The organism is Marinobacter sp. F4206, assembly GCF_019392195.1.
In the GTDB taxonomy this organism is placed as follows: Bacteria; Pseudomonadota; Gammaproteobacteria; order Pseudomonadales; family Oleiphilaceae; genus Marinobacter.
The window spans coordinates 90,194-116,133 of sequence record NZ_JAHXKI010000002.1; the positions used below are offsets into that span (position 1 = coordinate 90,194).

General features: G+C 58.9%; 20 protein-coding genes. 8 read left to right on the top strand and 12 right to left on the bottom strand.

Going from position 1 to position 25,940, the window contains the following annotated elements; translation table 11 throughout:
• Positions 1-17 precede the first annotated feature (17 nt).
• From KZO34_RS02715 to KZO34_RS02745, 7 genes are all read right to left on the bottom strand, one after another.
• On the bottom strand, positions 18-1,481 hold the full coding sequence (locus KZO34_RS02715) for an SLC13 family permease (protein WP_219473166.1): 1,464 nt from the start codon (positions 1,479-1,481) through the stop codon (positions 18-20).
• Positions 1,482-1,513: 32 nt separating this feature from the next.
• The gene (locus KZO34_RS02720; RefSeq protein WP_219473167.1) at positions 1,514-2,131 is read right to left on the bottom strand and encodes a DUF2238 domain-containing protein; all 618 of its coding nucleotides are present in this window, start codon (positions 2,129-2,131) and stop codon (positions 1,514-1,516) included.
• Between the two features lie 64 nt (positions 2,132-2,195).
• Positions 2,196-3,941 carry an N-acyl-D-amino-acid deacylase family protein gene (locus tag KZO34_RS02725; RefSeq protein ID WP_219473168.1) on the bottom strand — a complete coding sequence of 582 codons (1,746 nt, stop codon included), beginning with the start codon at positions 3,939-3,941 and terminating at the stop codon, positions 2,196-2,198.
• 87 nt (positions 3,942-4,028) lie between these two features.
• The gene (locus KZO34_RS02730) at positions 4,029-5,234 is read right to left on the bottom strand and encodes an efflux RND transporter periplasmic adaptor subunit (protein WP_219473169.1); all 1,206 of its coding nucleotides are present in this window, start codon (positions 5,232-5,234) and stop codon (positions 4,029-4,031) included.
• Positions 5,235-5,249: 15 nt separating this feature from the next.
• Positions 5,250-7,616, bottom strand: a complete 2,367-nt coding sequence (locus tag KZO34_RS02735) for an ABC transporter permease (RefSeq protein WP_308318760.1) — start codon at positions 7,614-7,616, stop codon at positions 5,250-5,252.
• A gap of 4 nt (positions 7,617-7,620) precedes the next feature.
• A complete protein-coding gene (locus KZO34_RS02740) occupies positions 7,621-8,331 on the bottom strand; it encodes an ABC transporter ATP-binding protein (protein WP_219473170.1) in 711 nt (236 codons plus the stop codon).
• Positions 8,332-8,358: 27 nt separating this feature from the next.
• Entirely contained in the window at positions 8,359-8,679 is a 321-nt protein-coding gene (locus KZO34_RS02745) for a TraR/DksA family transcriptional regulator (protein ID WP_219473172.1), read from the bottom strand.
• 157 nt (positions 8,680-8,836) lie between these two features.
• On the opposite strand from KZO34_RS02745, the gene KZO34_RS02750 reads away from it, so the two are divergent.
• From KZO34_RS02750 to KZO34_RS02760, 3 genes are all read left to right on the top strand, one after another.
• The gene (locus KZO34_RS02750) at positions 8,837-9,196 is read left to right on the top strand and encodes a phasin family protein (protein WP_219473175.1); all 360 of its coding nucleotides are present in this window, start codon (positions 8,837-8,839) and stop codon (positions 9,194-9,196) included.
• Positions 9,197-9,270: 74 nt separating this feature from the next.
• The gene (locus tag KZO34_RS02755) at positions 9,271-11,073 is read left to right on the top strand and encodes a PHA/PHB synthase family protein (RefSeq protein ID WP_219473177.1); all 1,803 of its coding nucleotides are present in this window, start codon (positions 9,271-9,273) and stop codon (positions 11,071-11,073) included.
• An 88-nt stretch (positions 11,074-11,161) separates the two neighbouring features.
• The gene (locus KZO34_RS02760; RefSeq protein ID WP_219473179.1) at positions 11,162-12,535 is read left to right on the top strand and encodes a sodium:solute symporter family transporter; all 1,374 of its coding nucleotides are present in this window, start codon (positions 11,162-11,164) and stop codon (positions 12,533-12,535) included.
• 23 nt (positions 12,536-12,558) lie between these two features.
• Here KZO34_RS02760 and KZO34_RS02765 read toward each other — a convergent pair whose 3' ends face one another.
• On the bottom strand, positions 12,559-14,706 hold the full coding sequence (locus tag KZO34_RS02765) for a methyl-accepting chemotaxis protein (protein WP_219473181.1): 2,148 nt from the start codon (positions 14,704-14,706) through the stop codon (positions 12,559-12,561).
• A 279-nt stretch (positions 14,707-14,985) separates the two neighbouring features.
• On the bottom strand, positions 14,986-16,110 hold the full coding sequence (locus KZO34_RS02770; RefSeq protein WP_219473182.1) for an esterase/lipase family protein: 1,125 nt from the start codon (positions 16,108-16,110) through the stop codon (positions 14,986-14,988).
• A 347-nt stretch (positions 16,111-16,457) separates the two neighbouring features.
• Here KZO34_RS02770 and KZO34_RS02775 point away from each other — a divergent pair, with 347 nt between their 5' ends.
• The 4 genes from KZO34_RS02775 to glpD all read left to right on the top strand — a co-directional run bounded on the left by KZO34_RS02775 (position 16,458) and on the right by glpD (position 21,557).
• Positions 16,458-17,495, top strand: coding sequence for a hypothetical protein (locus tag KZO34_RS02775; RefSeq protein ID WP_219473184.1), 1,038 nt, complete (start codon positions 16,458-16,460; stop codon positions 17,493-17,495).
• 210 nt (positions 17,496-17,705) lie between these two features.
• Positions 17,706-18,956, top strand: coding sequence for an ABC transporter substrate-binding protein (locus KZO34_RS02780; protein WP_219473185.1), 1,251 nt, complete (start codon positions 17,706-17,708; stop codon positions 18,954-18,956).
• 141 nt (positions 18,957-19,097) lie between these two features.
• Positions 19,098-19,856 carry a DeoR/GlpR family transcriptional regulator gene (locus KZO34_RS02785; RefSeq protein WP_219473187.1) on the top strand — a complete coding sequence of 253 codons (759 nt, stop codon included), beginning with the start codon at positions 19,098-19,100 and terminating at the stop codon, positions 19,854-19,856.
• Between the two features lie 171 nt (positions 19,857-20,027).
• On the top strand, positions 20,028-21,557 hold the full coding sequence (glpD, locus tag KZO34_RS02790) for a glycerol-3-phosphate dehydrogenase (RefSeq protein WP_219473189.1): 1,530 nt from the start codon (positions 20,028-20,030) through the stop codon (positions 21,555-21,557).
• A 3-nt stretch (positions 21,558-21,560) separates the two neighbouring features.
• On the opposite strand, the gene KZO34_RS02795 is transcribed toward glpD, so the two are convergent.
• Positions 21,561-22,163 carry a uracil-DNA glycosylase family protein gene (locus tag KZO34_RS02795; protein WP_219473191.1) on the bottom strand — a complete coding sequence of 201 codons (603 nt, stop codon included), beginning with the start codon at positions 22,161-22,163 and terminating at the stop codon, positions 21,561-21,563.
• A gap of 80 nt (positions 22,164-22,243) precedes the next feature.
• On the opposite strand from KZO34_RS02795, the gene KZO34_RS02800 reads away from it, so the two are divergent.
• Complete coding sequence (locus tag KZO34_RS02800; RefSeq protein ID WP_219473194.1) at positions 22,244-22,978, top strand: nitroreductase family protein; 735 nt, start codon at positions 22,244-22,246, stop codon at positions 22,976-22,978.
• Between the two features lie 26 nt (positions 22,979-23,004).
• On the opposite strand, the gene glk is transcribed toward KZO34_RS02800, so the two are convergent.
• Both glk and edd read right to left on the bottom strand, forming a co-directional pair.
• Positions 23,005-23,970: a glucokinase gene (glk, locus tag KZO34_RS02805; protein ID WP_219473195.1), complete on the bottom strand. Its 966-nt coding sequence runs from the start codon at positions 23,968-23,970 to the stop codon at positions 23,005-23,007.
• Positions 23,967-25,787: a phosphogluconate dehydratase gene (gene edd / locus KZO34_RS02810; protein ID WP_219473196.1), complete on the bottom strand. Its 1,821-nt coding sequence runs from the start codon at positions 25,785-25,787 to the stop codon at positions 23,967-23,969. Before edd ends, glk begins: the two co-directional genes overlap by 4 nt.
• Positions 25,788-25,940: the final 153 nt, after the last annotated feature.

Sequence of the window (25,940 nt, forward strand, 5' to 3'; positions counted from 1 at the left end):
GCCGATGGCAAGCAGCTCTAGTTAGCAAACACGAAACCAAGGAGAACGTAGCAAAGCAGTGTGACCACGCCGACACCGATCAGGTTTAAGGCAAAACCCGCGTTGATCATGTCACCGATTTTCATGTGGCCGGACGAAAACACGATGGCGTTAGGCGGAGTCGCCACAGGCATCATGAAAGCGCAGCTGGCCGCAACCGCGGCTGGCACGGCCAACAATAAAGGCGACAGCCCTTGAGACACCGCCAGCGCTCCCAAAAGAGGCAAAAATGCCGCAGCCGTGGCGGTATTGCTGGTCACTTCGGTGAGGAAAATAATCACCCCAACCACCAAGCCAATGATGACAATGGGTGGCAGGACACTGGCAGCCCCCAGGCTCTCCGCGATCCACTGCGCCAGCCCTGAACTGCTAATGACGCCGGCCATCGCCAGCCCGCCACCAAATAACAGCAGTACGCCCCAGGGAATGCCCTTGGCGGTGTCCCAGTCCAGTACAAACACCCGTTGCCGTAAATCCACCGGGAGAATAAACATCACGATGGCTGCGGCGACGGCAATCCCAGTGTCACTGAGCCAGGGCATCAACCCGTCCGAGAGCAGCGGGCGAAAAATCCAGGCGCTGGCAGTCACCACAAACACCAGCCCGACCAGCTTTTCACCCTTCGTCAAAGGCCCCAAAGCGGCCAGCTCATCGCGAATCATCTGGCCACTATCGCCTTTTCGGCCAAGCCCGAAATCCCCTCGGGTCAGCCACCACCAGGCAGCAATCAACATGACAACCGTTACCGGAACACCAAGCAGCATCCATTGTGCAAACCCCACGGACACGCCCTGACTTTCACTCAGGTAGGCCGCCAGCAATGCATTGGGAGGCGTGCCTATCAGAGTGGCAATGCCGCCGATGCTGGCCGAGTAGGCAATAGCAAGCAGCAACGCCGTGGCATACCGGCGAACGGCGTCCGGACGGTCGGTATCCATCATTGCAATCACGGACAGGCCGATCGGCAACATCATGATCGACGTGGCGGTATTGCTGACCCACATACTGAGAAACGCTGTGGCGAGCATGAAACCGCCAATCTGGCGTTTGGGCTCATCGCCCATGGCCTTGAGCGTCAGCAGTGCAATACGGCGATGCAAATTCCAGCGCTGCATCGCCAGCCCAAGAGTGAACCCTCCAAGGAACAGGAAAATAATCGGATGGGCGTACGGCGACGTTGCTTCACTGATCGACCCAAGTCCCAATGCGGGAACCAGCACGATGGGGAGCAATGCTGTTGCGGGAATGGGGATGGCTTCGGTCGACCACCAGGTCGCCATCAACAGCATCAGACCCAGGGCGGCCCAGGAATCGGACCCCATGGTTTGAGGTGGCGGCAGAATCTGTGTGGCTATCAGGAAGAACGCACCTAGTGCCAACCCGATCAGCTGGCTTTTTGGCAGCCCCGTTGGCTCCCTGTTGGAATCTGTTGCATCAGTCATGGCAAACGGACCAATTGGATGAAAAAGCCAAATCAGCGCCGGCCAAGCGCCGCAATCTGACGATCCTGGAGTTTTCCCAGGGACACCAGCGCAAGAATGGCGCCAGACAGCGCCCAGGCCATGTCCGACTGGGTGTCCCACACGTAGCCCTGAGTCCCCAGGAACGATTCAGCCGCTTCTTCACTTGCCAGCGCGACCCACCACTCGATCAGCTCGTAGAACGCACTGAAGGCCAGGCAGAAACAGACAATAAAGAAAGACCGCCAGCCACGTCTGGCGAACACTCCCAACCGGATAACCAGTTCCCGGGCAATCAGCGCCGGGACGAAGCCCTGGACGAAGTGCCCCAGCTTGTCGTAGTTGTTCCGCTCCCACCCGAACCAGTCACTAAACCAGTCAAACAGGGGCACCTCGGCATAGGTGTAATGCCCGCCCACCATGAGAATGACGGCGTGAATCAGAATCAGCCAATACAGCATAGGCGTGAGCGGAAAACGGACAACACACCAGACTACCAGGAACAAACCGATCACCGCCGGCAGCACCTCCAGTACCCAGGTGGCGCGGTCCTTGGGCCCAACACCGGACCAGATCAGCACTGCCAGAAAAACCACTGTCCAGACCAGAGCTGGTACCGGTATTCGCGCCATCACATACTTCCTGCTGTTTATTCGATTGGTTTCGTGGGTCCAAGCACCGGCGTCAGTGCTGACATCATCCCGTCGTGGCGGGCAGGAATCGGCCGAATCCGGTTTCCTTGCCCAGAGCCGGTTCAATGTGTTCATCCGTGACCGCGGGCCGGCCATTGATCAGCACATGCTTCACGCACCCTGGCACCCGGTTCACCATCCGCTCCAGGCCAAAGTTCTCCATTTCGGCCCAGGCCACCTGCTCAAGGTCCTGATTCAGGCCCTCGGGGTCAAGAATGGTAATGTCCGCGCGATCCCCCTCCCGGATATGGCCGGCATCAATGCCCAGCCAGTCGGCCTGTTCCCCGGTCAGCCGGTGGACGGCACGCTCAAGGGACATCACCGGCTGGCCACGCAGATGGCTTTCACGAACCAACTTCAGGAACCGGAGGGGCAGATTGTAGAAGGCCATGTTGCGAATGTGCGCCCCAGCATCGGAAAACGTAATCAGGGCGTGGGGATTTTTCACCATTTGCCGAAGCCGGTCCTCGCGATGGTTACCCACAACAGTAAACCATCGCAGTGCCCGGCCATGGGCAACGACCATGTCGAGGAAAAAGTCGACCACATGGATTCCGCGCTCATCGGCCAGTTCGGCGAAATTCCGACCAATCAGTGATGAATCCGGGCAACCCAGGACGATGGCATCACCGAAATCTCTCTGCCAGACCCGGGGCGACAACTTCTCCTTGTAGAATTTGCGAAAGGTTCGTCGATACTCTTCATCTTGCAGCAACTCGTTGCGCTCAATCTGGTCGCGGACATCCAGTGCCATTTCTCCGGCTCCGAATTCCTCGAACAGCACAATGTCCATGCCGTCGGCATAGATTGCAAAGGGTGTGGGTAGCAACTGCCAGCGAAAATTGCCCCGGAAAGCGTTGGCAAGCCAGCCCACCAGGTTTGCCATGGGCCGGACCGTGGGATTGCCTTTGAGATCAATCATTGCAATCAGGGTGGTTTTCAGTGGCTTCCGGAACCAACCCAGGGTTTCCCTCAGATACTGGGTTACCTGAAGCGGATTGGCGGCATTGGGCGCTCCCTGGTGCACACGCCCGTAACGGCGCAGGATCCGGTTCAGGCGGCTGACTTCACGCCACCGAGCGTAAGTGCTGGGCAGGCTCTTGGACCATTCCCGGTCACCATCCACCTTGTCCCACTTCAGGCACATGGTCGACAAGCCGAGAAACCCTACCTGTAACGCCTCCTCCAGCAACTGCTCCATCCGTCCCTGCTCTTCCGCCGTTGGCTTGATACGGCGGTCAGTCGAGCGATGGAGTCCCATGACACCGACACGCAGGTCGCTGTGCCCCAGAAAACTGATCACGTTGGGGCCGAGTGGATGTTCACGAAGAAAGCTCAGCCATCCCGAAGGCGTGCGCCAGCTTTTATGTTGCTGCAGAATCGGGAGTACTTTCTCCCTCGGCACCGTCTCCACCCGGGTAAAAATGTCCGATGCGTCCTCGGCGTCCGAGCACACCATGCTGAGCGAGCAGCTGCCGATCAACACCGTTGTGACACCATGACGTACGGACTCGGACAATGAGGGCGCGACAATCAGTTCTGCGTCATAGTGGGTGTGGGTGTCGAGGAAGCCCGGTGTAACCCAACACCCCTCGGCGTTGATCACCCGATCCGCGAGGTTGGCATCTGGCTCGGAATTGAAAACCCGCTCGATGCGACCGTCGCGCACCGCAACATGGGCGATGCGGGATGGCCCGCCGGTACCATCAAAATAGCGGCCACCGATAATAAGCGTGTCATACCGGTTCATGGAGGCTGACTCCTGTCATGTTGTTCTTCTGGGAAAACAGTCTAGCCAGACAAGCCCGACATTTCCTTGTTTTCCTGACACCGGCCACTACCTGCTCCGAATCCGCACGCCTTCCTCCAGTTGCCGGTCCGGATGGCGCACCACCAGGTCCCCCTGACCCAGGCCGTCCTTTACAACGGTATAAAGGCCATTGCTGCGACCGGTGACCAACGGTGTCAGCCTGGCCCGACCTTCGTCAGCACGAAAGACGTGACTGGCCCCCTCGTGCTGGAAGATTGCCGAAGCAGGAATACGGAGAACGTCATCGGCTTCCCACAGAACGAAGGTGGCGTCCACCCGGTAGCCGTCACCGAGCATCTTCCATTCGTCTACCGGGCTGACTATATCCGCCACCACCTGAACCCGCTGCTCCTCCACGCCAAGGGCCGATACATCCTCGAATCCAACCGGCTCAACCCGTCTCACGGTGGCCTCCAGCGTCGTGCCTCCCCAGCCCGTCAGACGGACCCTGACCCCGGGTGTCAGTTTCACTGCGTCGAAACTCAGCACCTCCACCACCACTTCCAGTGCGCCCGGATCCCCAACTTCCAGAACCGCTTCGCCTGCCTGTATCACGCCCTCACTCTTGCGGACTATTTCCAGGATGGCTCCGTTGACCGGTGATTTGACCGCAACTCGTTCAATATCGTCGTTTCCGGTTACCCTCGCCGCGGACACCTCAAGCCGAGTCCGCGCCGCACTCAGTTCGTGAGCCATCACCTCCTCGTCAAAGCGGGCGGATCGCAAAATCGCCTGCGCCCTTTCATCCGCCGCTTCCGCCTGTTGCAGACGATCCTCCGAGATAAAATGACTGTCGGTAAGTGCCTGCAATCGCCTAAGTTCCCTGGCGGCAAAGATAGCTTCCGCTTCTGCGGCCGCAACTTTCTGTCTGGCCGAATTGAGCGCTGAACGGGCCGCCCCCACCCGGGCCTCGGCCTCCGCCCTGCTGCGTGCGTCCAGTACACTGGCCGGCATCGGATCCACCTCGGTCAGCAGTTGGCCGGGTGCCACGGGATCCCCAACTTCCAGCGACACCCGATGCAGGTATCCTGCAACGGGCGAGGAAACCAGGTAGCGGTCTTTGACCCGAGTCTTACCCTCCTCGGTGATCGAGACTTCCATTGGCCCTCGACTTGCTGGCACCAGATCCACCCATACCGGATCGGAGCGGACGGTGAGGTATATGGCCCCGACGACCAGGACGGCGAACAGGCCCCAGAATAGCCATCTTCCTGTAAAACGCTTCTCTGTCATCACACTTGTCCTGCTTTACTCCCTCGTTTTCAGTACGGCCACCAGATCCAGGTGCTTGAGACGCCACCAGGCAACCGCTCCCGACGCCAGTGCCGATACCAGCACAACCGTCGCCGACATCGCCAGCGTCTGGGTTGTGATGGTCAAAGGCACCCGGTAGAGCTCGGTCTGCAAGGCGGTAACAAGCAGAAAGACCAGTCCATGCCCGATGAGCCAGCCGAAAACGATGCCGGCCACCAGCAGCAGCGCCATTTCACCAAACAGAATGTGGGCAATTTCGTTATGGGTGTACCCCAGCACCCGAAGACTAGCCAATTCGCGGCCTTTTTCCGCCAGTGATATACGGATCGTGTTGTAGATCACACCGAACGCGATGATTGCGCCCAGCAAGCTGTTGAAAAAGGTAAAAGTGAGGAACGTCCGCGCCAGCGTTTCGTAGAAGCTGTCCAACATGGCCTGCCGAATACCAATACCCAGCACACCGGGTGTTTCCCGGAGATCCCGGTATACCGTGTCTGCAAGCGCAGGATCCACGTTCAACAGGGCCTGGTTGATCAGCGGCCCCTCCCCCAATATCCGGTTCAGAGACTCCAGCTTCATGTAGGCGCCCACGCCCAAAAACTCACTGGTGGTTCCGGCCACAGGCACAGACAGGGTTCGGCGGTCACCTTCGAGAATTTCCACCGTGAGACTCTCCCCTGCAGACACCCCGAGTTCGCTGGCAAGAAAGTCCGTCAAAAGCAGGCCGTCAGCGGGCAGACTCACGGACTCAAGATCCTTGTCCACAACAAACTGCAGCTCAGCGCCCTGGGGAATTCCGGTCAAAGCGCTGCGCCACTCCCGGTGCCCATTCACCAACCTCGCGGCTACTGAACGGCGCCCCTCCACGTAACGAACGCCAGGCTGGCGCTTCAATCCGAAAAGAGCAGCGGAGTTGACCGGCTCAATCAGGGTGGCCGTCAGGTCCTGCTGCTGTACCCTGGCAAACTCGGTTTGCACCATGAGCGACACCGAATCGAACTGAAAGTTGCCTACCATGATGATCGCCGTGGACATGGCCACCCCGATCATGGACAGAAAGGATCGCAGAGGGCGTCGGGTCGTCTGCCGGACAATCATTCGGGAGGGCTGGGTAAAGCGGATTCCAGACAGCCACTTTTCGGCCAGGGTGATCCTGAATTTCGCGGGCCCTTCCGGTCGCATGGCTTCCGCTGGTGCCAGCGAGGCCGCCCGATGGATGGCCCGCCAGCCGCCAAGCCAGGCGACCACGACGGTAATCAGGGCGAGCGCCAGGAGCCAGGCCGGTTCAAGTTGGAACCGTAGCCCCGGAAACCGGTAGAAGTCCATGTACAGCTCACCCAGGCCACGCCCCAGCCAGACGCCAAAGCCGATCCCGAGAACAAGCCCGGTGGCGGCTATCGTCAGCACGAGCTGGCTGTAGTGCCAGGCTATCTGTCGATTATCGTAACCAAAGGCTTTCAGTACCGCGATGATGTCTCTCTGGGTACTCACCAGGCGACTAATGACCACATTGAGAAGAAACATGGCAACGCTCATGAAGATCAGCGGAAAGACCGTCGCCATGATCTTGAGCTGGTCGAGGTCGTCACTCAGAAACCGATGTGAAAACTGGTCTTCCCGGGCGAAGGCCCCGGTCGCGCCATACCGGTCGAGCAACCGGTCAAGCGCGTCAATCACCGACGCGACCGGATATCCGGGTTCAACCCGGGCCACCACGCTGTTGAATGCCCCCCTCATGTCCATGGCCGCCGCCAGTGATTCCGAGCTCAACCAGAGCACACCGTAGCGTTCGAAGTCCGGGAGCATGCCGCCTGGCGGGATAACATAAATGAACTCGGGCGACTCCACGGTGCCGGTAAGAGTCAGCGTCTGCTGGCGCCCATTGATGATGGCCGAGAACCGGTCACCGGGTAGAAGATCATGAGCCTCGGCAAAGGAACCGACGGCAGCGACCTCGCCGGTCCTGCCCGGGGCCGGTAAGCGGCCTTCACGCACGAACAGACGGTTGACCTCCGGTTGCCCCTCGGCGGGCAGGGACAACACTCGGGCGGAAACCGGGTCGGTGAACCCGGGAATTTCCAGTTTGGCCGCCCCTTCGACCCGCCCCGTCAGCCGACTGACCCCGGGAATCCCAGCCACCTGTTGCAACACATGGTTCGGCGCCCGCTTTACCGAAGCGAAAACCTCGGCAAATTGGTACTGCTCGTAATACTGGCCGCGCGTGGCTGACAATGAGGAATAAGCCACCAGCGACATCACGCAGACGGCGACGCCACCGGCAATCACCAGAGCAATGGCAAGCACCTGCCCGCGCATCTGCCAGAGTTCCCGGCGTACCTTGGTCGTCAACGCGGAATTCACTGCTCTACCAGCTCAGAGTATGTGGTGACTGGCGCTCGCTGTTACGCCGCTCGCCACTGATATTGCCATCCGACAGGGTAATTACCCGGTCCGCCATACCGGCGATCGACGCGTTGTGGGTGATGATCACGGTGGTGGTACCGGTTTCCCGGTTGGCGCTTTCCAGCGCTTCCAGCACCAGGATGCCGGTTTGGGAGTCCAGGGCCCCGGTTGGTTCATCACACAGCAGTACCGCCGGGCGCTTTGCAACCGCCCGGGCAATCGCTACTCGTTGCTGCTCGCCGCCGGACAGTTGGGCGGGGAAATGATGCATTCGATCCTTCAGCCCCACGAGATCCAATGCATCCTCCGGTACCATTGGCCGTGTCGCAATCTCGGTGACAACGGCAACATTCTCTCGGGCCGTCAGACTGGGGATCAGGTTATAGAACTGGAATACAAAACCAACGTGTTCGCGCCGGTACCGGGTCAGTTCCCGATCACCGGCGTTGTTCAGCTCAACATCCCGGTACCTGACTTCGCCGGAGGTGGGCACATCCAGACCTCCGAGAATATTCAGCAGTGTGGATTTACCGGAACCCGATGCCCCCAGCATAACGACAAGCTCCCCACCATAAAGATCCAGATCAACCCCGCGCAGCGCACGAACCTGAACTTCGCCCTGATCATAGGTTTTGGTCAGGCCTCGGGTATGGAAAACAGGTTGCGGATCCATCAGCGCCGTCCCTGGTGTCGATATCGCTCAGTCCTCCGCACAATCAACGCAGAGGGTGGTATACGGCAGGACCTGCAGACGACGAGGATCGATCGGCTCACCACAGGACTCGCAATCATCACCGATTCCGTTTTCGATGCGTTCGAGCGCCCGCTCAATCTGGGCCAGCTCCTCACGGGTTTCCGTCTCCAGGGAATCCACCACTTCATCATTCTGGGTCTGGCTTGCCTGTTCCTCGAAATCCTTGTCCAGGGCACCGTCTTCACGGTGTTGGTGGGCTTCAAAACGGGCCAATCTGACCTTCAAATCTGCTCTCAGGGTTTCAAGTTCTGCTTTCCGATTACTCATCAGGCGCCTCCTGCCAACAGGGAAATCAGGCATTCACACATTAATGCCACACCCTAAAGCATAAGCCGAACCTCGGCTTGACGCCTGTCAAAATTGTGCAACGCGAATTCGGGCAGAATACCCACTCAACCGTTATGCAAACAAAGGAGTTGTCAGCATGAATAATGAAATGTTCGAAAAAGCCACCCGCCTGAATGAAACCCTGATCGAGCAGTTCAGCAAGGCCGCAGAAATGCAAATGGACGCATTTCGACGCTACGCGGATGTCGCCACGGAACAGGCGAAGAAAGTCTCGGAAGTGCGAGACCTCGATGGGCTGAAGTCCCTGACCGGAGATCAGGCGGAAACCCTGAAGTCGCTGAGCGAGCAGTTCACGGCTGACTGGAAAGCATGGCAGGACTATTTTACCGAGGCCCGGGAGCAGATCCAGAACGCCGTCGACGCCCCCAAGACCGAAACGGCTAAAGCCAAACCGACAGCACCCAAGTCCGGTTCCAGCGGCAAAACCGCTGCCTGATCCAGTGTTGAAAGCGCAGCCGGTCCGGGTACCCCCGCTCCGGCTGTTTTGCCTTTGGTAACGAGAGTAATGCTATGTTCGGTCTGGATCTGCTCAGCAAAACCACCCGTCATCTGATCAACGGTTTTGAAACCAACTTCCGGCAAGGCCAGCACCAGCTGGAGAAATGGCTCGGCGACAGCGGCGTGATGGACGACGCCTCACTTTCAACACTGGCGGAAATGTCGGATGCGTACCGCACCATGGCGGAGGATCTCCTGCTGCATCCGCTACGTTTCGCCAGTGCCGAACTCGACCTTGGCCGCAAGCATGCGGCCCTGGGCTTCTACACCCTGGCCAGACTGGCCGGCAGAGAAAAGCAGCCGGTGGTGCAGCCTGAAAAGGATGACCGTCGCTTCCAGGCCGAGGAGTGGCGCAAGCATTTACCCTTTGATGTGTTGCATCAAGCCTACCTGATCAATACCCGGACCTTTCTCAACTGGGTGGAGCACATGGAGGGACTCCCCACCAGTGGTCGTGATCAGATGCTGTTCTACGCCCGGCAACTCACCAGCGCGTTGTCGCCGTCAAATTATCCTGCGACCAATCCCGAGGTACTCAGAATAACGTGGGAACGCAAGGGCATGAATCTCGTCGACGGCGGCCGCCAGTTAATCGAAGACCTGCGCCAGAACCCGTCGCTGTTCAATGTCGGAATGACCGACCGCTCGGCCTTTGAGGTGGGACGAAACCTGGCAACCACTCCGGGTAAGGTGGTCTACCAGAATGAGCTGATGCAGCTGATCCAGTACACGCCCACAACCGAGACGGTCAGCAAACAGCCCGTGCTGATTGTGCCACCGTGGATCAACAAGTATTACATTCTCGACCTGACGGCCCGCAATTCGTTCATTCAGTGGCTGGTTAACCAGGGTCAGACGGTATTTATGATTTCCTGGCGTAATGTCGGCCCTTCGCTGCGCGACAAAGGCTGGGAAGACTACATGCAAGAAGGCCCGCTTGAGGCCATGGCGGCGGTGACCGAAGCCACTGGCGAGGAGCGCATGAACGTCATTGGTTACTGCATCGGCGGCACCTTGCTGGGGTCAACCCTGGCCTGGCTGAAAAAGAAACGCCGGAATCCGGTGATCAGCGCTACCTATCTGACCACACTGCTGGATTTCTCCGATCCGGGTGGCATCGGCGTCTTCATTAACGACCATTCAGTCAGCGGTATCGAGCGGATGCTGCAACGCAAAGGCTACCTGGATGGCCGGGCCATGGCCTTTACCTTCAATCTGTTGCGGGAAAACGAGCTGTTTTGGTCATTCTGGACCAACCATTACCTGAAGGGAGAGAAGCCGGCAGCGTTCGATATTCTGTACTGGAACACCGACGGCACCAACCTCCCGGCCCGAATGCACAGTTTCTACCTGCGGGAAATGTATCTGAACAATCGGCTGATCAAGCCGGATTCCCTGACCCTGTCCGGCGAATCCATCAACCTGTCGGAAATTGATCTGCCTTCTTTCTTCCTGTCTGCCCGCCAGGATCACATTGCCAAGTGGAAGGCCACGTACAAAGGGGCCTGCGTCCATGGCGGCAACGTTCGGTTTGTACTGTCGGGCTCCGGTCACATCGCCGGTGTGGTGAACCCGCCATACAAGGAGAAGTACGGTTTCTGGACCAACGACGCCCTGCCGCCCGACGCCGACGATTGGTTTGCCGGCGCAAACCACCATCCTGGCTCATGGTGGCCGCACTGGCTGGATTGGCTGGGCCAGTATGCCGGCGAGCCGGTTCCTGCGCGCGTCCCGGGGGATGGAAATCTGAACGCTATTGAGGACGCGCCCGGCAGTTACGTCCGGGTGAAAGCCGAAGAAGCGACGAAAAACTGAAACGTGACGCCGCCCAGAGCGCCCCGGACTCGCCGCTGACAGCGGGATATGGCACTATTGCCTGCCCTGTGACCGGCGGAGATTTGGGATGTTCTACACCACCGTGGCAGCGCTAACCGCTGCGCTGCTCATTTTTACCTGGCTGGGCCTGAGAGCCCGACTCGCCGATGGCAGTCTGGACGACTACGTAACTGCTCGCAATACCCAGGGCGCGAGAGCACTGGGTCTGTCTTTTCTGGCGTCTGGCATGGGTGGCTGGATTCTGTTTGCGCCCCCGGAGGTCGGTGCGCTGGTCGGCCCCCTGGCGCTGGCGGGCTACGCCATTGGCGCGGCACTGCCGTTCATCGTGTTTGCCTATTGCGGGCCCGCCATCCGTCGGTTACTACCGGAAGGCCGCAGCATCGGTGAGTTTGCCCAGGCCTGTTACGGCCGCGGTGTTCGCCACCATGTGTCGCTGATCTCCGTACTGTACATGCTGTGCTTCCTGACCGCAGAGCTCACGGCGATCGGTGCGATCACCTCCCTGCTTTCCGGCATTAACGGCAATCTTGTGGTACTTGGCGTTGCGCTCACCACCCTGATCTATACCGCCTGGGGCGGACTGCGAGCCAGCATTGTGACCGACCAATGGCAGGCCTTCCTGCTGATTGGTCTGCTGGCCATTGTCGGCTTTGTCGGGCTCGGGCAGCTGCCCGAGGTTTCCACTTCACGTTTACCCGATGTACCCGCGACCAGCGCTCTCGGCGTCGCGCTCACCCTGATCATTGCGGTGACGGCCGCCAACCTGTTCCATCAGGGGTACTGGCAGCGACTCTGGTCGGCCCGCGATACCGGCAGCCTGAGTCGTGGTGCCGCTCTGGGTGGACTGATCACCGTCCTCGTGGTCGCCGTCGTCGGCGGACTCGGCATCCTGGCCTCGCTCAGTGGCGCCGATCTTGGCAATCCCCCGATTCCGTTCTTTGCCTTGCTGGGCGAGGCGCCAGCCTGGCTGACCCTGCCGGCCCTGATTCTGGCGATAACCCTGGTGGCATCCTCGGTAGACACCCTGCAGAACGCACTGGCCTCGCTGGCGGTGACGGAAAAGCGCGGGCTGTCCATTACCTCCGCCCGCTGGATCACTGTGGCGTTGATGGTCCCGGTAGTGCTGGTGGCGCTGCAGGGCATCTCGGTGCTCAGGCTGTTCCTCATTGCTGATCTGCTGTGTGCAACGGCGGTGCTGCCCGTGTTGATGGGGCTGTGGTCCCGGATGACCACAACCGCCGCCATTTTTGGTGGGCTGGCCGGTCTTCTGGGGGCCGTGCTCCCCGGCTGGATTGCCGGCGGCTCAGTCATGGCAGGACTGGAGGCGGCCAGCTTCCCGGGCAGCATTCCCACCCTGATGCCGTTCGTCGGCGCGCTGGCCGGCTCCGGCCTGGTCAGCCTCGGTATCGCCCTGGCCCGCCCGGCTGCTGGCCGAACCTGAATCGGCAACGAGACTGGCGTCGGTCAGGCGACCTCCGCCGAGACCTGGAACTGACCAGTCAGTCTCTGCAACTTATTGGCCGAAGCCTGAGTGCGCTCCGAACTGAGCGTCAATTGCTCAATGACGCCGTTCATGACCGACGCACTCTCGGCCACACCCGAGGTCTGGCTACTTTGCTGATGGTTGGTATCCTCGATTCCGGAAATCGCACGGAACAGCTTTTCAACCATGTGGTGAAGCGCAGAATTGTCGTCGGCAGCGGCCTCTGCCTTTTGCAGTCGCTCTTCCATCTCGGACATGCCCTCTTCCATGGTCACCACCGCCCGACGGGTTTCCTCCTGGACGCCCTCGAGCCGTTCTCCAATGTCCTTGGTGGCCTGGGCGGTTCGGCTGGCTAACTGCCGGACCTCGTCGGCGACCACCGCAAAGCCCCTGCCTGATTCTCCCGCCCTTGCGGCCTCAATGGCCGCGTTCAAAGCCAGCAGATTGGTCTGGGCGGCGATGTCGTTAATCACCAGCGCAGTCTTGCTGATTTCTTCGGTACGATCATTCGCCGCCCGAATCCCTACGGCCGACCGGTTGATCACCTCTCGGATACTCTGGGTTTCCTGGCTGACCCGGGCGAACTGCGCCCGCGCCCGCTCCACCACATCCTCCATGCCCGAGCGCATTTCCTGTGCGGTGGTGGATGCGTTGCGGATCTCATTCTCCTGCTCCGTCGCGCCTCGCACCATGTCGTCAATGTGCGTGAGAACCTCACGGATTCTTTCGTCCGCCAGCCGGTTCTGGGCCATCAGTTGATCGCTGGCCTGGCGCGAATCAGCCGCCAGCGAGATCACCTGACCCACCATGCCGTCCAGGCTGTCGATGAAACTATTGATCCAGCGGGCAAGGTCACCGGTTTCGTCCCTCCGCATACGGGAGAGGTCCATACGCTGTCGCAGGTTGCCGCCTCCCTCGGCAATATTCCGGATCACGTCCGCCATGGCGCCAAGCTTTTCAGACAGGGGCTTTGCCGCGGACACCCGGAACAGCATGATCATGGCCAGGGCCGCGAGGGCGTTCACCGCGCCCTCCAACCATAGCGGCACTCCACTCCACGCGAGGGCAAAGTTGATGGCCCAGAGTAAACTCATGAGGACCGTCATACGGGCCGAAAGACGCCAGGATATGGAGCGCCGACGGTACACCTCTTCCAGATCGCCTTCGCACATCATGCCCCATCGGTCCGGCGAGCCGGGCATCTGAAAGGTCACGCCCTTGCCAATCACCGGAATATGGCGGTAATCCGAGTAACCCGGGTATTTCACATACAAATTCTCACCGCGACTAATGGTTTCCCGGACGCCCGGGTGCAACTGCCCCGTGGCCGGGTCGGTGAAGCGAATCTCGAATTCGGTGTGTTCACGCACACCCACCGTGCCGAACCCCGTTCGAATGCCATCTTTCAGATTATCACCATGGCTGAACGTGGCGTCTTCGAAACGGGACCGGGATAACGCCGTCCCCGCGAGGATGGTGTTATCGAACTTGCTGTCAATCATGAACAGATAATTGTCACCCGATTCCTCGAACACGTGCCCCGCTTCGCGCTGGATCAGGTCGCTCATCACGTCATTGGGAATACGTGCACAGATGGCCGCTGGTCGCCCAGCGTTCAGCGTCACCGGCTGATAGAACATTAAGGTTACGGCATCGTGGAAGCGGGATGTGGTAGCACCGAGTTCCAGGGTGGCCTGATCCCTGTAAGGACCATGCAAAAGTCGCGAGCGGATACCCGCTTGAACCGCCTTCTGGGGCAAATCCCGCTTACCGCGACGCCCGGGCGCTGACGATTCCAGAACGACACCGTCCTCGTCCACCACGAACAGTTCGGAAATCTCCCGAAGTCGTTCAGATGACGCCTGAACGAGCTCCCTTGCGCTTTCCTCAGCCTGGCCATCGAGACGGGCCGCCAGCGACTCCATGAAAGCCCACTTGTGGTCGGCCCAGGCAATCAGCGCGTCTCGCCGCGTCCGGGCGATACTTTCGAAAATCTGCTCGTTGGTGCCGTACATACTCCTGTTCAGGAAACAGGACCAGCCCATGGCCAGCTTGCCCGTCGAGCCCCAAACCGGGAGCCAGCTCCGCTCCTCACCGGTCAGTTTCATGGTTTCACTTTTCAGGGTCATTCACGCGTCCTCCAATCCGTACGCCAGGACTGCACGGCACGATGCCGGTGCAGTCAAACCGGAATGCAGGAACTTTTAGCAAGGTTCAGGCCGAATACGACTGGTGGTAGGAAACTAACGTTCTCGGCTCATCCGAGGGCGTCGAAGGTCACATTAGGGAAGGAACAGGCCATAGAAACGCACCGCATTGATGCACAGCGATTATTTCCTGGCCAGGCAATGCACTATGTTGAGGCCGGGCGTTAAAGCTCCCGACCCCAACGGGTACGGCTGTTGATGTCAGTTTCCGCGATCCGCAATGTAGTCCGTGATTGCGGCGTAAAACTCCATCTCGTCGAAGGTGTCCGGACCGACACCGATCACATCGAGGTGGTCCTGGTTGATGACATAGGCCGACGAGGTCATCTGGGTGCTATTGGGGTGGTTGATATCCGAGACATAACCCAGGTTTGTTCGCTCCCAGACATAGTCCAGGCAGCCCCAGCATTCCGCGTATTCCATGCGATAACCTTGCTGCTGACTGTTGATGCCGACCACGCCGTCATCATCCCGCTCATTGGGATTGCCATCGCCCTGGCCCGCTGCGCCGTCATTGTTGCAGTCGTCGTAGCAGTAGCCGTCTCCGTCAATGTCGTAGATGAGTTCGGACAACAACCACAACGCAGGATTCACATTGCCACCATCCTGGGCAGTCATCAGCGATACCGAATTGGCGACATAGCTGGTGCTCGATGGGTATTTCTGGTTGAACGCCTTCAGACCGGTGGTAACACCGTCGTTGGCATCGTAGTCGTTGTAGACCAGTTGCTTGGCACCGGCTATGGCATCGTTGCCACTGTTGTAAACGATGTCGCCGAAGTAGTTTGCCAGGGTTTCGGTAACCGAATTGGCGTAATAATCCAGGATGTATTTTGCCGCGGGGGAACCCCGGTGCGGTGAGGAAATACTGACATGCGTTTCCACGACCCGGTAGCCTTTGCGCTCACGAAGCAGTCGCGCTGCCTTGCGGGCATCGATGCCACCCTGTGAATGCGAAACAATGTTCACTCGACTGGCTCCCGACGTTGCCATGTAACTCTCGATGTTATTGGCAAGCTGGTAGCCACGAACCTCGGAACTCTGGAACGGAGTCACTGCCGAGACAAAACTGCGCTGATTGTCATTGATATCGCCATTGCAGTTCGACTCAAACAGCTTGTCACAGGGGTCGAGGACGAAGGTGCCGTAATCGTCCCCCCAGTAATCGTAACCGAGAATGTCGTCGAAGCCGGCCATACCATGGGCGAACACCACCGGATACTGAGTCAGGTCTGCGTCGCGAGCCATGGCTTGCGGTGCGGAGAGGATGCCTGCTGCAATGAGAGCAGCCGCGCCCAGTTTTTTCAGGGTACTTGGGTTCTTCATTGTTGTTAGCCTCTTGTTTTTGTTGTGAGCCTAACCACGGTACTGCGTGTCTGGGGCCTGGCATATCGCCGACATCCCCGCGGGCAGGTGTCCCTGTCCCCATATTCGGTCCCTGAATCCTCGCGGCGCAGACGGAAAAACTACGCCGTCCAGACTACCGAGGCGTCTGCGAAATGCAGACCCTACCTTTTTATCTGATATATCGCAGGGGTTGCGTGATTGCTGTCACGTCTCTGTAGATCCGCGAGCCACGTTTAGCCAATAACGCTTGGCACGCCATCGAACTCACGGCAGGCTAGACCTCAGACTCCGACCGAACACCACAAAAATAACGGAAACGGGACAACATGACGCTGACCAAAACAAAAAGCCTGACCCTGGGTGCGCTGGCAATCGGCTTGGCTGCCGCCGCCTGGTTCATTCCGGATGCCGAGCAACCCAAGCAAAGCGCACCTCCGACCGTTGCAGCCGCCCAAACCGCAGAGACCACCTCCGCCCAGTCGGCTCCAAAGCCGGCGCCGTCGGTGGCGCCAGAGAACAGTGATCTTGATCAGGTCCGAAACCAGCTGCTCGAAAAATACGGGGCGCAATTGGCGCACCCGAAGTCCCAGATTCGCATGCTGGAAGAGCTGATGCGTTACCTTGCGCAGATAGATCCGGAGCACTGGCGTGAGAATATGCTGGCCCTGTTACAGGCCTGGTTCCCGAATCAGCATGAGGCGCTGACGCAGCGGATGACTTCCCTACTCGCCTATCAGACCTTCATGGAGCGGGAACGGTACGCTTTGAGAGCCATGACACCCGACGAACGCCGGGATTTCATCTGGTCCAAGCGGCGGGAACTGTTTGGCGATGAGGCCGAGATTATCTGGCAGGCGGAACTGCAAAACCGGGCCCTCGCCCAGTCTCTGCAGAGCATTAATTCGGATTCCGGCACCCCCGTTCGCAAAGCACAGGCTTACCACGCAGCCATCGAACAGGCTTTTGGCGAGCAGGCCAACCGGCTACTGGAAAGCCGGCGCCAGGAACTGACCGACAGGTTCCTCACTCTGTCATCGGTTCAGCAAACCCTTCATCAGCAGTCAGCCCCAGAACGTTACGACACTCTGCGTGCAATCCGGTCTGAGCTTGGCATGAAGGAAACCGCGCTGAACCGTTGGAGTGAACTCGACAGAACCCGTGACGAACGCTGGAGCCAGGGCGATCGCTATCAGGCGAAACGGGAAGCGATCATGGCCAAGTACGAAGAAGGCCCCGAGCGACAGGAAACGCTGGAACAGGCAGCGGAAGAGATGTTCGGTGAGGACATGGCCGAAGTCATCCGCTCCGAGGAAGCCGCCGGCTACTACCGGTTCGACGGCGAACGGGTCTACGGTCAGAACTGAGATGACAGGGATTGCCTGCGCGCCATTGGAATCCCACAACCCGGGGAACAACGGCCCTTTTCAGGGCCTACAATTTGTTACCCAATCTTCAACCTAAGTCCCATTGTTGACCTGTCGTTAGCCACGGAAACTTAGCTCCGGTCAAGAACCAAATAACAAAGAACCAGCCGCGCCATGCTGACCCGGTGCGGCATGCTGGAGCTAACATCCATGACTTTCAGAAAAGCAGTCTTTTCTGCCTGCCTGCTATTGCTGGCAGTAACCACCGTATCCGCTGAAACCCTGAAGATCGGACTGAATTATCCCCAGACCGGGCGCTACAAGGATCAGGGTTTGCAACAACGACTCGGCACCTTCCTCGCCGTGGACGAAATCAACCAAGCCGGCGGCGTTATGGGCCGGCAACTGGAGTTGGTCATCCGCAACACACGCGGGGAACCGGCACAAGGGGCCAAAAATACCGCCGAGATGATCGACCGAGAAGGCGCGGAGATGGTCTTCGGTGGTGTCTCAAGCGCCGTGGCCATTGCCTCCGGCAAGGCGGCCCGGGACCGTGATCGACTCTATTTCGGAACACTGACCTACTCCAACGCCACCACCGGCAGCGAAGGCCATGGGCATATGTTCCGGGAGCCCTACAATGCCTGGATGACCGCCAAGGCGCTCAGCCAATATCTCAAGCGCAACCACGCCGGTGAAAAATACTTCTACATTACCGCCGACTACACCTGGGGCTGGTCCGTTGAGGAATCAGTGCGCAAGTTCTCCGAGACCGAAAACGCCACCCATCACCCTGGCGTTAAGACTCCATTTCCGCGGGCACTGATCAATGATTTCCGGGAAGCACTGGAAAAAGCGGCGGCCAGTGACGCCAAGGTGCTGATGCTGGTCCTGTTTGGGGACGATATGGTTCGTGCCCTGAATGTCGCTTACGAGATGGGCCTGACCGACAAAGTCCAGATTGTGGTGCCCAACCTGACCCTGGGCATGGCCCGCCAGGTCGGCCCCACCATCATGGAAGGCATCGTCGGTGGCGCGCCCTGGGTCTGGAACGCGCCTTACGAGAAAAATTACCCCCGGGGCAAGGAATTCGTCGAAGCCTTCTCAAGTCGCTACGAAATGCGGCCATCCTCTGCCGCTGCATCGGCGTACAGCATCGTGTATCAGTACAAGGAAGCCGTGGAACGGGCCGGCACCACCAACACCTCCAGTGTCCGGGCCGCTCTCGAGGGGCACCGTTATACGTTCCTGAAAGACGAGCAGCAATGGCGTGAATTTGACCACCAGAACGAACAGACGGTGTATGTGGTCAAGGTCAAACCCCGCAACACGGTGGTTGCCGACCAGTACAGCTCCGATTACTTCAATATCATCGATTCGATGCCGGGAAATGAGGCAACCCAAACCCGTGCGGAATGGGAGGATCGGCGTGCTCAGGCTGGCAAGCCGCTGACACTTTGAGGATGATCAAAAGGTCGGGACCTTTGGTGAGGCCTGCCTCATCAAAGGCTGCATAACCCCCTGAAAATCACTAGACTTGAGGATTCGCTCGAAGCGGTTCGGATTTCGCGTTAGAACATTACCAAGGCAGAGGAAGTGTGAATGGCACAGCGTCGCCGACAGGACCTGATCATGGAGCTGATCCAGCAGAATGGATTCGTAACCACGGAGGAACTGGTCGATCAATTCAAGGTAACGCCTCAAACCATCCGCCGCGACCTCAACGAACTGGCCAGGGAAAAGAAGCTTCGCCGCCACCACGGTGGTGCGGGTATCGACTCGAGTACGGTCAACACGGCCTACCAGGCCCGCAAGATTATGGACCTGGAGGCCAAGGAACGGATTGCCGAAGCCCTGGTTGAAATGATCCCCGACAACGCTTCGATGTTCATCAACATTGGCACCACCACGGAGACGATCGCCAGGGCCCTACTGGCAAAGAACAATCTCCAGATTGTCACCAACAACCTGCACGTCGCCTCCATCCTCTCTGCCAAGGAAGATTTCCACGTGATCATCGCCGGTGGCGAGGTCCGGAATCGAGACGGCGGTATCGTGGGTGAGGCCACCCGTGATTTTATCAATCAGTTCAAGATGGATTTCGGCATCATCGGCATCAGCGGCATCCACGACGATGGCTCACTGCTCGACTTCGATTACCGGGAGGTCCGTGTGGCCCAGGCAATCATCGCCAATTCGGATCAGGTCCTCCTTGCCGCAGACCACACCAAATTCGGCCGCAATGCCATGGTTCGCCTGGGCAACATCACCCAGGCCGATCACGTCTTCACCGACGCCCAGCCTCCACTGGACATTCGCCAACTGCTGACCGAACACGACGTCAAACTTCACATCGTCTGAATGCGAACTCTCGCGCCCTGTGTAGCGCCCTCTGATCCAACCCAGAATGTTCGTTTATTTTCTTATTTTTCCTTTACGAATATTTCAGACTTTCGCATAATGCTCGAAATCGAATGAAAAGTGTGCAACGCAGGGTCGCACTATTACCAGAGAGGAAGGAGAAGACCAGCCATGACCAAGGAACAGGACACCTTTGACGTTGTTGTCGTCGGTGGCGGCGTGAACGGTACAGGCATCGCGATGGATGCGGCAGGGCGTGGTCTCAAGGTTCTGCTTTGTGAAATGAATGATCTGGCCTCGGCCACATCGTCCAGCAGCAGCAAACTGATCCACGGTGGGCTGCGCTACCTCGAGCATTATGAGTTCCGACTGGTCCGCGAGGCGCTTTCCGAACGTGAATCACTGCTCCGGAACTCTCCGCACATCATGTGGCCCATGCGCTTCCGGCTGCCTCACCGCCCTCACCTGCGGCCGGCCTGGATGATCCGGACCGGACTGTTTCTGTACGACCATCTGGCCAAGCGGGAGCTGCTGCCCGGCTCCCGATCAATCAGGTTCGACAGTTCCGACCCGCTGAAACCCGAGCTTACCAAAGGTTTCGAATATTCCGATGGCTGGGTAGACGACGCCCGGCTGGTCGTACTGACGGCAAAAAAGGCCCAGCAGTCCGGCGCCCGGATCATGACCCGGACCAAATGCGTGAAGGCCGAGCGAGGCACCAGCAATTGGAAGGTGACGCTCAGTGATACGCGGGACGGCACCGAACAAATGGTCACCACCCGGGCCATTGTCAACGCGTCCGGGCCCTGGGTGAGCAAACTGTTCGGTGAGACCTTTTCTATGCCTGCGCCCAGAGCCATTCGCATGGTCAAGGGCAGCCACATCGTTGTGCCCCGCCTGAACAAAGGCACCGAAGCCTACATCCTGCAAAACGAGGACGAGCGCATCGTGTTCGTGATTCCCTATGAAGACCAGTTTTCACTGATAGGCACGACGGATGTCGAGTACGAAGGAGATCCCAAACAGGCGCGAATCTCCCCGGAAGAGACCAAGTACCTTCTCGATATCGTGAACGCACATTTCAAGCGTCAACTCGACGCTGATGACGTTGTCTGGTCCTATTCCGGCGTTCGTCCCCTGATGGACGGCGAAGAGGAAAACGCACACAAAGCCTCCCGGGACTATTCCTTTGAAGTCAGCAGTGATCCGGGCAAGGCGCCCCTGATTTCGGTCTTCGGTGGAAAGATCACGACCTACCGGAAACTGGCGGAGGCGGCCACCGACAAACTCTGTCAGTTCTTTCCGCAGGCAAAGGGGCCCTGGACCAAGAACGCCGTTCTGCCGGGAGGCGATTTCGACAACCAGGAAAACCTGTCGGCCCGCCTGCAGCATGACTTCCCCTGGTTACCGGCGAACGTGATCAGCCGTTATGCGAGAACCTATGGAACCAGCGCCTACGCCTTCCTGCGCGACTGCAGCTCGATGGAGGATCTCGGCCAGCATTTCGCGGGCACGCTTTACGCCACCGAGGTTCGTTATCTCACTGAAGCCGAATGGGCCATGGACGCTGAAGACATACTGTGGCGCCGCACCAAACAGGGGCTCTACGCGACAGAGCAGGATGTCGAAAACCTCGATCACTTTCTTCAGAGGCAGCAAGGAGCGAATCCGCACGAAACAGCCATGCACCACAGCGCCTGATGATCAGGTCTCTGCCAGGATCGAGGCAATTCGCGCCCGCAGCGCCGGGACAGTGACCTCTTCAAACCAGGGATTCCTGCGTAACCACAGATTGTTGCGGGGGCTGGGGTGCGGCATTGGCACCACGTCTGGCCAGAAGCGCTTCCAGTTCTGTACATTACCCGTCACCGAGACCTCGCCATCCGGCAGATGCCAGGCATGGGCGTACCGGCCAATCACCAGCGTCAATTCAATATCCGGCAAGCGATCAAGCAGAACCTGTCGCCAGGCCGGTGCGCACTCCGGGCGCGGGGGCAGATCACCGGATTTTCCCGTCCCCGGGTAACAGAACCCCATCGGCAGAATGGCCAGTTTCTGCTCATCGTAGAAGGTGTCCCGGGTCACCCCCATCCAATCGCGCAACCGGTCACCGCTGGGATCATTGAAGGGGAGCCCGGTGTCGTGAACGCGGCGACCGGGCGCCTGTCCGACCACCAGAATGCGAGACGACTCCGACAACTGGATGACTGGCCTTGGGCCAGACGGCAGCACATCCTTGCAGATGGTACAGGCCCTTACCCGTCGAACCAGTTCCTGGAAGGGTAACTTGGCAAGATTGTCAGTCATTGATCCATCGTCGTCCCAGCGATTGCATAACTCACACTTTCCCGTAACCATAGAGCGACACGAACACAAAAGGAACCGTTATGAATGCTAAGGCAGGCGCTCTCCCGGACATCAACGTGGAAGAGTTTCGAAAAGTGGTGCGCAGCCGACGTTCGATACGTCGATTCAGGGACGAACCGGTGCCGGACGACGTCCTCGCGGACTGCCTCGATCTGGCCACACTCGCTCCCAACTCAAGCAATTTGCAGCCCTGGGAGTTTTATGTGGTTCGCACGCCGGAATTGAAATCCAGGCTGGCCGACGCCTGCCTCGGGCAGAATGCGGCCAAAACCGCACCGGTCCTGATTGCCATTGTTGCCCGCACCGACACATGGCGGAACCACGCCCGCCTCGCGGTCGAGGAATGGCCTGAAGAGAAACTCCCGCCGATTGTCGAAAAGTACTACCGCAAGATTGCTCCAATCCATTACAGCCAGGGACCACTGGGTCTTCTGGGCGTTGCGAAGAAGGCCGCCGGGTACGTGGTTGGACTGTCCCGCCCGGTTCCAAGGGGCCCCTATTCAGCCAATGAAATGAAAGTTTGGGCCACCAAATCAACCGCATTGGCCGCCGAAAACCTGATGCTGGCCCTCCGGGCCCACGGGTATGACTCCTGTCCGATGGAAGGCTTCGATGAATGCCGGGTGAAAAAACTGCTGAAAATTCCCAGGAAAGGGCTGGTCACCATGGTATTGGCAGCCGGAAAACGGGCAGAGAACGGCGTTTATAACCAGCAGTACCGGTTAGACCAGACGCAACTGATTCACTATCTGTAATCAGCGCCGAGGCCCGCCGGCATGGATTAGACCTCCGGATTCCCCAGCGCCTCAGCCGCACCCAGAAGACCGGTGTGGGGCTCGGTCACCACATAGACTGGAGTACGCTCGACCAGTGGGCGCATGCGACCCTTGTCTTCGAAGCCCACCCGAAAGGGGCTCTCAAGGAAGAAATCGAGAAAGCGGGGCAGGATGCCACCACAGAGATAGACGCCGCCGGTGCTGCCCAACGTCAGCACCGCATTGCCGGCAACCCGTCCCAGAATTTCGCAGAAATGCCGCAAGGTGTGACGTGCCAAAGCATCCGCCTGTCCCAGTGCCGCCGCGGTGACTTTGTCCGGCGCGTCCAGCGGAGCGGCAACACCCTGGATTTCCGCGTGGGCCCGGTAAAGATTCAGCAACCCCTGGCCGGACAGAATCCGTTCCACGGACACACGACCAAAGCGGGCTTTCAAGATGCGCAGGACGGCCATTTCAGTATCGTCGGTGGGCGCAAAGTCCACATGACCACCTTCGGTCATCAGGGGCACCCAGCCGTGGCTAATGGGCACCAGAGCGGAGACACCCAGGCCGGTTCCCGGGCCCATCACCAGCCGGGGCCCGCGGGCATCGCCCGGCCCGCCACAAACATGAACCAGCCTATCTGAACCAACGTGAGGCACGCCCAGCGCCATGGCCGTATAGTCATTTACAACCTTGAAAGACTGCCAGCCAAACCGGGACCGGATCTCGTCGGTGTCGAAGCACCAGTGGTTATTGGTCATCCGTACCCGGGTACCGCTCACCGGAGAGGCCACCGCAAAGCAGGCTTCGGAAACAGCTGCCACGCCGGCGCGCCTGAGGTAGTCCACCACGGCATCCTCGAAATTGCCGTAATCCCTGCATGGCAGGGCTTCAACGGCTTCCAGCCGGCTACTGCCCTGCTCGACCAGTGCAAACCGGGCGTTGGTACCACCAATATCCCCTACCAGGGCGTAATGATCTGCGGTCATGCGTTATGATTCCAGAAAAAGCTGGCGCCCTCCTCGGGGGTACTCGCAGAACGGCGCATCCAGCCGAACAACTCCCGACCGTAACCGTGATGGTATCCGCTAAGGTCAGCTTTGACCGAACCCCGTTCTACAAACTCGTGATGGTCAACCTCGACGCTCAAACGGCCAGTCTGTGCATCGAGGCAGATCAGGTCACCGTCCCGGACCCGAGCCAATGGCCCGCCATCAAGCGCTTCCGGGTAGACATGAATAGCCGCGGGCACCTTGCCTGAGGCCCCGGACATTCTGCCGTCGGTCACCAAACCGACCTTGTAACCCCGATCCTGAAGGACGCCCAGGTAGGGGGTCAGTTTGTGTAACTCCGGCATACCATTAGCCTTTGGCCCCTGGAAGCGCACAACGACGATGCAGTCCTTGTCCAGATCGCCGGCATCGAACGCTGCTTTCAGTTCGTTCTGATCATCGAAAACCACCGCCGGGGCTTCCACTCTGCGGTGTTCCTCCGCCACTGCCGACACCTTGATAACCCCCCGTCCCAGATTGCCATCCAGAACACGCAATCCCCCATCCGGGGCAAAGGGCTCAGCCGCCGAACTGAGCACTTCCGGACGCAGACTTTTCGCCGGTGCCGGCTGCCAGGCCAGGTTATCACCCTCCAGGACGGGATGCCGGGAGTACCGGTCCAGACCGTGCCCCACCACAGTCTCGACATCGTTGTGCAGATACCCGCCATTCAGCAGCTCACGAATCAGAAACGGGGTGCCGCCTGCCTCATGGAAGGCGTTCACATCTTCCTGGCCGTTCGGATAGATGCGGGTCATGGAGGGCACCACCGAGGACAACTCCGCATAGTCGTTCCAGTCGATGATGATGCCGGCGGCGCGGGCAATGGCAATCCAGTGAATGGTGTGATTGGTTGATCCGCCGGTCACCAGCAAGGCGACCAGCGCATTGACGATGCTTTTCTCGTCAACCATATCGCCCAGACCGAGCTCGCCGCCATGGGGTTTGGACAATCGAATCACCTGCTCCGTCGCCACCCGGGTCAGCCTATCCCGAAGCGGGGTACCGGGATTCACAAAGGCGGCACCGGGCAGGTGCAGCCCCATTACCTCCACCAGCAGTTGATTGCTGTTGGCCGTGCCGTAGAACGTGCAAGTACCGGGACTGTGGTAAGACTTGCTTTCGGCCTCCAGCAGCTCATCCCTCCCAACCTTACCTTCGGCATAAAGCTGTCGAATGCGCTGCTTCTCCTTGTTTGGCAAACCCGACGGCATCGGACCGGCCGGAACCAGGATGGTCGGCAGATAACCAAAGCTGAGGGAGCCAATCAGCAGCCCGGGAACAATCTTGTCACAGATCCCCAGAAGCAAGGTGGCGTCAAACATATTATGACTCAGCGCCACTGCGGTACTCATGGCAATGGTGTCGCGGGAAAAAAGGCTGAGTTCCATACCCGGCTGCCCCTGGGTTACGCCATCACACATGGCCGGCGTGCCCCCCGCAAACTGGGCGACTGACCCCATGCCGTGGGCTGCCTCCCGGATAATATCCGGGAACTTTTCATAGGGCTGGTGGGCCGAAAGCATATCATTGTAGGCAGACACGACAGCGACGTTGGCCTTGTTCATGAACTTCAGTGCGTCCTTGTCGCCGGGAGCACAAGCTGCAAAACCATGCGCCAGATTTCCGCACGAAAGGCTGCTCCGATGGGGGGACTGGTCTTTCAGCTCATTCATCCGGTTGAGATAGTCCTGCCGGCTGGACCGACTGCGGTCAATGATTCGCTGTGTAACCTTGTCGACGATCGGGTGCATGATGAGCTCCATTAAACTGACTGGTTGGACGCCTACATAGACGTAACTTTACTTTCTTTTTACGGATTTATCAGCTGCCATACGTTCAAAAAAGCCACTTTTATTGTATTATTTACTACACAAAATAAGGAAAACGACAAAACCAACAACCGA

Bases quoted from the DNA above. Each gene is read 5' to 3' on its own strand.
- KZO34_RS02715 (WP_219473166.1), bottom strand. From the start codon at position 1,481: ATGACTGATGCAACAGATTCCAACAGGGAGCCAACGGGGCTGCCAAAA.
- KZO34_RS02720 (WP_219473167.1), bottom strand. From the start codon at position 2,131: ATGGCGCGAATACCGGTACCAGCTCTGGTCTGGACAGTGGTTTTTCTG.
- KZO34_RS02725 (WP_219473168.1), bottom strand. From the start codon at position 3,941: ATGAACCGGTATGACACGCTTATTATCGGTGGCCGCTATTTTGATGGT.
- KZO34_RS02730 (WP_219473169.1), bottom strand. From the start codon at position 5,234: ATGACAGAGAAGCGTTTTACAGGAAGATGGCTATTCTGGGGCCTGTTC.
- KZO34_RS02740 (WP_219473170.1), bottom strand. From the start codon at position 8,331: ATGGATCCGCAACCTGTTTTCCATACCCGAGGCCTGACCAAAACCTAT.
- KZO34_RS02745 (WP_219473172.1), bottom strand. From the start codon at position 8,679: ATGAGTAATCGGAAAGCAGAACTTGAAACCCTGAGAGCAGATTTGAAG.
- KZO34_RS02750 (WP_219473175.1), top strand. From the start codon at position 8,837: ATGAATAATGAAATGTTCGAAAAAGCCACCCGCCTGAATGAAACCCTG.
- KZO34_RS02755 (WP_219473177.1), top strand. From the start codon at position 9,271: ATGTTCGGTCTGGATCTGCTCAGCAAAACCACCCGTCATCTGATCAAC.
- KZO34_RS02760 (WP_219473179.1), top strand. From the start codon at position 11,162: ATGTTCTACACCACCGTGGCAGCGCTAACCGCTGCGCTGCTCATTTTT.
- KZO34_RS02765 (WP_219473181.1), bottom strand. From the start codon at position 14,706: ATGACCCTGAAAAGTGAAACCATGAAACTGACCGGTGAGGAGCGGAGC.
- KZO34_RS02770 (WP_219473182.1), bottom strand. From the start codon at position 16,110: ATGAAGAACCCAAGTACCCTGAAAAAACTGGGCGCGGCTGCTCTCATT.
- KZO34_RS02775 (WP_219473184.1), top strand. From the start codon at position 16,458: ATGACGCTGACCAAAACAAAAAGCCTGACCCTGGGTGCGCTGGCAATC.
- KZO34_RS02780 (WP_219473185.1), top strand. From the start codon at position 17,706: ATGACTTTCAGAAAAGCAGTCTTTTCTGCCTGCCTGCTATTGCTGGCA.
- KZO34_RS02785 (WP_219473187.1), top strand. From the start codon at position 19,098: ATGGCACAGCGTCGCCGACAGGACCTGATCATGGAGCTGATCCAGCAG.
- glpD (WP_219473189.1), top strand. From the start codon at position 20,028: ATGACCAAGGAACAGGACACCTTTGACGTTGTTGTCGTCGGTGGCGGC.
- KZO34_RS02795 (WP_219473191.1), bottom strand. From the start codon at position 22,163: ATGACTGACAATCTTGCCAAGTTACCCTTCCAGGAACTGGTTCGACGG.
- KZO34_RS02800 (WP_219473194.1), top strand. From the start codon at position 22,244: ATGAATGCTAAGGCAGGCGCTCTCCCGGACATCAACGTGGAAGAGTTT.
- glk (WP_219473195.1), bottom strand. From the start codon at position 23,970: ATGACCGCAGATCATTACGCCCTGGTAGGGGATATTGGTGGTACCAAC.
- edd (WP_219473196.1), bottom strand. From the start codon at position 25,787: ATGCACCCGATCGTCGACAAGGTTACACAGCGAATCATTGACCGCAGT.